This is a genomic window from Polynucleobacter sp. 39-46-10, from assembly GCF_002282275.1.
The window spans coordinates 1-5,142 of sequence record NZ_NCJB01000162.1 but is presented as its reverse complement, the minus strand read 5'-3'; the positions used below and the strand labels follow the sequence as shown (position 1 = coordinate 5,142).

Below are 5,142 nucleotides of genomic sequence, written 5' to 3'. Positions count from 1 at the left end.
GCTTGGATGTGGATGACAGATACGAGCAATATCTTCAGCTGCAGCTTTGAACTCCATCGCTACGGCTGCTTCTGCAATGAGGTCAGAAGCATTTGGTCCAATAATATGAACACCTAAGATTTCATCGGTTTTTTCATCGGCCAATACTTTGACGAAGCCATCGGCACGATCCATACCTAATGCACGACCGTTAGCAGCAAATGGGAACTGACCAGCCTTATAAGCAATACCAGCCTGTTTTAGCTGCTCTTCAGTTTTACCAACCCAAGCAATTTCTGGATCGGTATAGATTACCCAAGGGATGCAGTTGTAGTCGATATGGGGTTTTTGACCAGCAATCGTTTCGGCAACCAGCACACCCTCATCTTCCGCTTTGTGGGCCAGCATTGGTCCACGTACAACGTCACCTACGGCGTAAACGCCAGGTGCAGCTGTTGCGCAAGTGTGGTCATCAATTGGAATGAAGCCACGCTCATCCACCTTAAGACCAATTTTATCGAGACCTAATTTTTCAGTATTCGGAACACGTCCAACAGACACAATTAAACGGTCACACTCTAATTTCTGAGCTTTTCCTTCACTATCGGTGTAGTTAACAACAACACCTTTCTTGTCTGCCTTGACTTCACCAATCTTGACGCCCATATTGATATTGAGCCCTTGCTTGGTGAAAATCTTGTGCGCTTCTTTAGCAATACCTTGATCGCAAGCACCCAAGAAAGTTGGGAGCGCTTCCAGAATAGTGACATCAGAACCAACACGGCGCCATACAGAGCCAAGCTCCAAGCCGATTACACCAGCACCAATAACGCCAAGTTTCTTCGGAATGGAATCAAATTTCAAACCACCTTCGTTATCGCTAATCAATACGTTATCGACAGGAATACCTGGCAAATGACGTGCTTTAGAGCCAGTTGCGATGATTACATTCTTAGCAGTCACCACTTCTTTGTCTTTACCATCAATCTTGACTTGGTAGCCATCGGCACCCTTGCCTTCAAAGGAAGCATGTCCTTTTAACAAGGTAATTTTATTTTTGCGGAACAGGAATTGAATACCCGCAGTCATCTTCGTCACAATCGCATCTTTACGAGCGATCATCTTGCCGGAGTCCAGCTTAACTGATCCTACAGTGATGCCGTGGTCAGCAACGTGATGGCTAATCTTCTCAAATTCTTCAGAAGAAGCCAGCAAAGCTTTAGATGGAATGCAACCTACGTTTAAGCAAGTTCCACCTAAGCGTGGCTCACCTTTTGGATCGTCATAGGCATTCGATTCAGCGCAAGCAACCTTAAAGCCAAGTTGTGCTGCACGGATCGCGGCAATGTAGCCGCCAGGACCACCGCCGATTACTAATACGTCAAATGATTGGCTCATATTCTTCCCTCTTACAAATCAAGGAGAAGACGTGAAGGATCTTCCAGCGCATCCTTCATTGCAACCAAACCAAGCACGGCCTCACGACCGTCAATAATGCGATGGTCATATGACAATGCTAGGTAGTTAATTGGACGAATTACGATTTGACCATTCTCAACTACTGCACGCTCTTTAGTTGCATGGATACCCAAGATTGCAGACTGTGGAGGATTAATGATTGGAGTAGAAAGCATGGAGCCAAATACGCCACCATTAGAAATCGAGAATGTACCGCCAGTCAGCTCATCGATCGACAGCTTACCGTCGCGTGCCTTCGTACCAAACTCAGCAATTTTTTTCTCGATGTCCGCCAAATTCATTTGATCTACGTCACGCAGAATTGGAACTACCAAGCCGCGTGGTGAACTGACCGCAATACCAATATCAAAATAACCGTGGTAAACAATGTCGTTGCCATCAACAGAGGCATTCAATAATGGGAATTTCTTTAGCGCATGGGTAGCAGCTTTAACAAAGAAAGACATGAAGCCCAACTTCACGCCATGGACTTTTTCAAACTGATCTTTGTACTTATTGCGCATGGCAATTACTGGGGCCATGTTGACTTCATTGAAAGTAGTCAAGATGGCGTTGTTTGCCTGTGACTCAAGCAAGCGCTCAGCAATACGAGCACGCAAGCGGCTCATTGGTACACGCTCTTCTGGACGATCGCCCATTGGAATTGGTGCGCTCGGCAATGCAGCAGATTTTGCACCACCGGCAGAAGCGTTTAATGCGTCACCCTTAGTGATGCGACCATCACGTCCAGAACCAGCAACTTGACCAGCATCGATATTTTTCTCTGCAAGGATCTTTGCAGCAGAAGGTGCAGCAGCAGCGCCAGATGATTTAGCGGCCGGTGCAGCTTTAGCAGGAGCGGCGGCGGGATCTGCTGCAGGTGCTGGAGCAGCTACAGCCGCTGCAGGGGCAGCAGAAGCAACAGCAGTGCTATCAATCTTCGCAATCAACTGCTCAGCAACAACTGTGCCGCCATCAGCAACAACGATCTCTGTGATTACACCAGCGGAAGGTGCAGGAACTTCCAACACCACTTTGTCGGTTTCAATCTCAATCAAAATCTCATCTTGACCGACAGCATCACCGACCTTCTTTTTCCATTGCAACAAAGTAGCTTCGGCTACTGACTCGGAGAGCTGGGGAACTTTAACTTCAAAAATAGCCATGATTAATCCTATTTAGTGTTTGTATATTGAGTGATGTCTACGATTACTTCGTAATGACATAACCCTTAAGTTTTGCGAATGCTGCAGTAAGAAGAGACTTTTGCTGTTCTTGATGGAGATGAGCATATCCACAAGCTGGTGAAGCTGATGCTGGACGACCCGCATATGCCAACTTCATACCTTCAGACATGTTCTCCAAAATATTGTGCTGAACAAAGAACCAAGCGCCTTGGTTTTGTGGTTCATCCTGACACCACACAACCTCTTCAAGGTTCGGGTACTTCTTCAACTCAGCAGTCAACGCTTTATGTGGGAACGGATAGAGTTGCTCCAAACGAATAATCGCCACATCATCAAGCTTTTTCTCGGTACGTGTTTTGGCTAGATCGTAATAAACCTTACCGGAACACATTACCAAACGAGTCACCTTCTTGCCATCGATACTGTCATCGCGTTCAGGAAGAATGGTTTGGAAACCACCCTTAGTGAACTCAGTCAATGGCGAAGCGGCTTCCTTGTTACGTAGCAATGATTTTGGTGTCATCAAGATCAGCGGCTTGCGGAACTGACGAATCATCTGACGACGCAATACGTGGAAGATCTGTGATGCCGTAGTTGGCTGAATCACCTGCATATTGGTATCAGCACACAACTGCATGAAGCGCTCTAGACGTGCAGATGAATGTTCTGGTCCCTGACCTTCATAACCGTGCGGCAACATCATGACCAAGCCGTTTGCGCGACCCCACTTCACTTCACCTGAAGCAATAAATTGGTCAATTACAACTTGAGCACCGTTAGCAAAATCGCCGAACTGCGCTTCCCAAATAGTCAAGGTATTAGGCTCAGCTGCTGCATATCCATACTCAAAACCAAGGACAGCCTCCTCTGACAAGATCGAGTCAATTACCAAAAATGGAGCTTGATCTTTTGCAATGTGACGGAGGGGAATGTAAACCCCTTTATCCCATTTTTCACGGCTTTGGTTATGAAGCACTGCGTGGCGATGGGTAAAGGTTCCACGACCACTATCCTCGCCAGATAAGCGAACTGGGTAGCCACTAGCCACTAAGGATGCGAAAGCCATATGCTCACCCATACCCCAATCGATATTAGTTTCACCGCGACCCATTGCAGCGCGGTCTTTGAGAACCTTCTCAACCAGCGGGTGAACTTGGAAACCTTCGCGAACTGTTGAGACTCTCTCTGCTAAGCGCTTCCATTCAGTTAACGGAATTGCGGTGTCCGCCTCATCGGTCCACTTCTTATTTAAGAATGGTGACCAATCTACTGCGAACTTACCCTTAAAGTTACTTAATACTGGATCAGAGGTTTGCTTACCAGCATCCATTGCAGCACGGTACTCTTTCACCATCAAATCACCAGTACCAACTGGCAATACACCTTGTGCCTCTAACTTATCGGCGTAATGCTTGCGTGTACCTGGGTGAGCTGCAATGATTTTGTACATCAAAGGTTGTGTCATTGCAGGAGTATCTTGTTCGTTGTGACCAAGCTTCCTGAAGCAAACGATATCAATCGCAACATCTTTGTGAAACTGGCTACGGAACTCTACTGCCAACTTTGTTGCCAATACCACCGCCTCAGGATCATCACCATTCACGTGCAGTACCGGCGCATCAATTACCTTCATGATGTCGGTGCAATACAAGCTTGAACGCAAATCGCGTGGATCTGAAGTAGTGAAACCAATTTGGTTGTTGATCACAATATGGATCGTGCCACCAGTAGAGTAGCCACGAACTTCCGCCATCGCTAAAGTCTCTTGCATCACACCTTGGCCTGCAATCGCCGCATCACCATGCACCAATACCGGCATCACTTGCTCACCCAACAAATCGCCGCGACGCTCCATACGAGCACGGGCAGAACCCTCAACCACTGGGTTCACGATTTCTAGATGGGATGGATTAAAGGCCAATGACAAATGCACTGGACCAGCAGGAGTAGCAATATCACTCGAGAAACCCTGGTGATACTTCACGTCGCCTGCAGGCAAAGTTTCTGGGCCCTTGTGCTCAAACTCAGCAAACAAGTCTGTAGGCATCTTGCCCAAAGTATTGACCAACACGTTGAGACGACCGCGGTGGGCCATACCAATCACAATTTCTTGAACACCCTTGGAACCAGCCTCACGGATTAACTCATCCATACAGGCGATGAAGCTTTCACCACCCTCAAGAGAGAAACGCTTTTGACCGACATACTTAGCCTGTAAATAGCGCTCTAAACCTTCGGCCGCAGTCACGCGGTCGAGAATCTGGCGCTTTTGATCCACATTGAAATGCGGGGTTGCGCGAATGGACTCTAACTTCTCTTGCCACCACTTCTTAATCTTTTGGTCTGCAATAAACATGTACTCGGCACCCAGGGTGCCGCAGTAGGTTTGACGCAAGGCTTGCAATAAATCACGCAAGGTCATTTCATACTTACCAAAGAATGTATTGCTGGTGTTAAAGACGATATCCATATCGCCGTCACCAAAGCCATAGAAGGCTGGATCTAATTCAGGAATATC

At 47.1% G+C, this 5,142-nt stretch carries 3 protein-coding genes; all 3 read right to left on the bottom strand.

What is annotated here, in order from left to right; all coding sequences use genetic code 11:
- On the bottom strand, window positions 1–1,377 hold a 1,377-nt coding region (lpdA, locus tag B7X71_RS11490; RefSeq protein ID WP_293600789.1), incomplete at its 3' end, for a dihydrolipoyl dehydrogenase.
- An 11-nt stretch (window positions 1,378–1,388) separates the two neighbouring features.
- The gene (gene odhB / locus B7X71_RS11485) at window positions 1,389–2,603 is read right to left on the bottom strand and encodes a 2-oxoglutarate dehydrogenase complex dihydrolipoyllysine-residue succinyltransferase (protein ID WP_293600788.1); all 1,215 of its coding nucleotides are present in this window, start codon (window positions 2,601–2,603) and stop codon (window positions 1,389–1,391) included.
- Window positions 2,604–2,646: 43 nt separating this feature from the next.
- On the bottom strand, window positions 2,647–5,142 hold a 2,496-nt coding region (locus B7X71_RS11480; RefSeq protein WP_293600787.1), incomplete at its 5' end, for a 2-oxoglutarate dehydrogenase E1 component.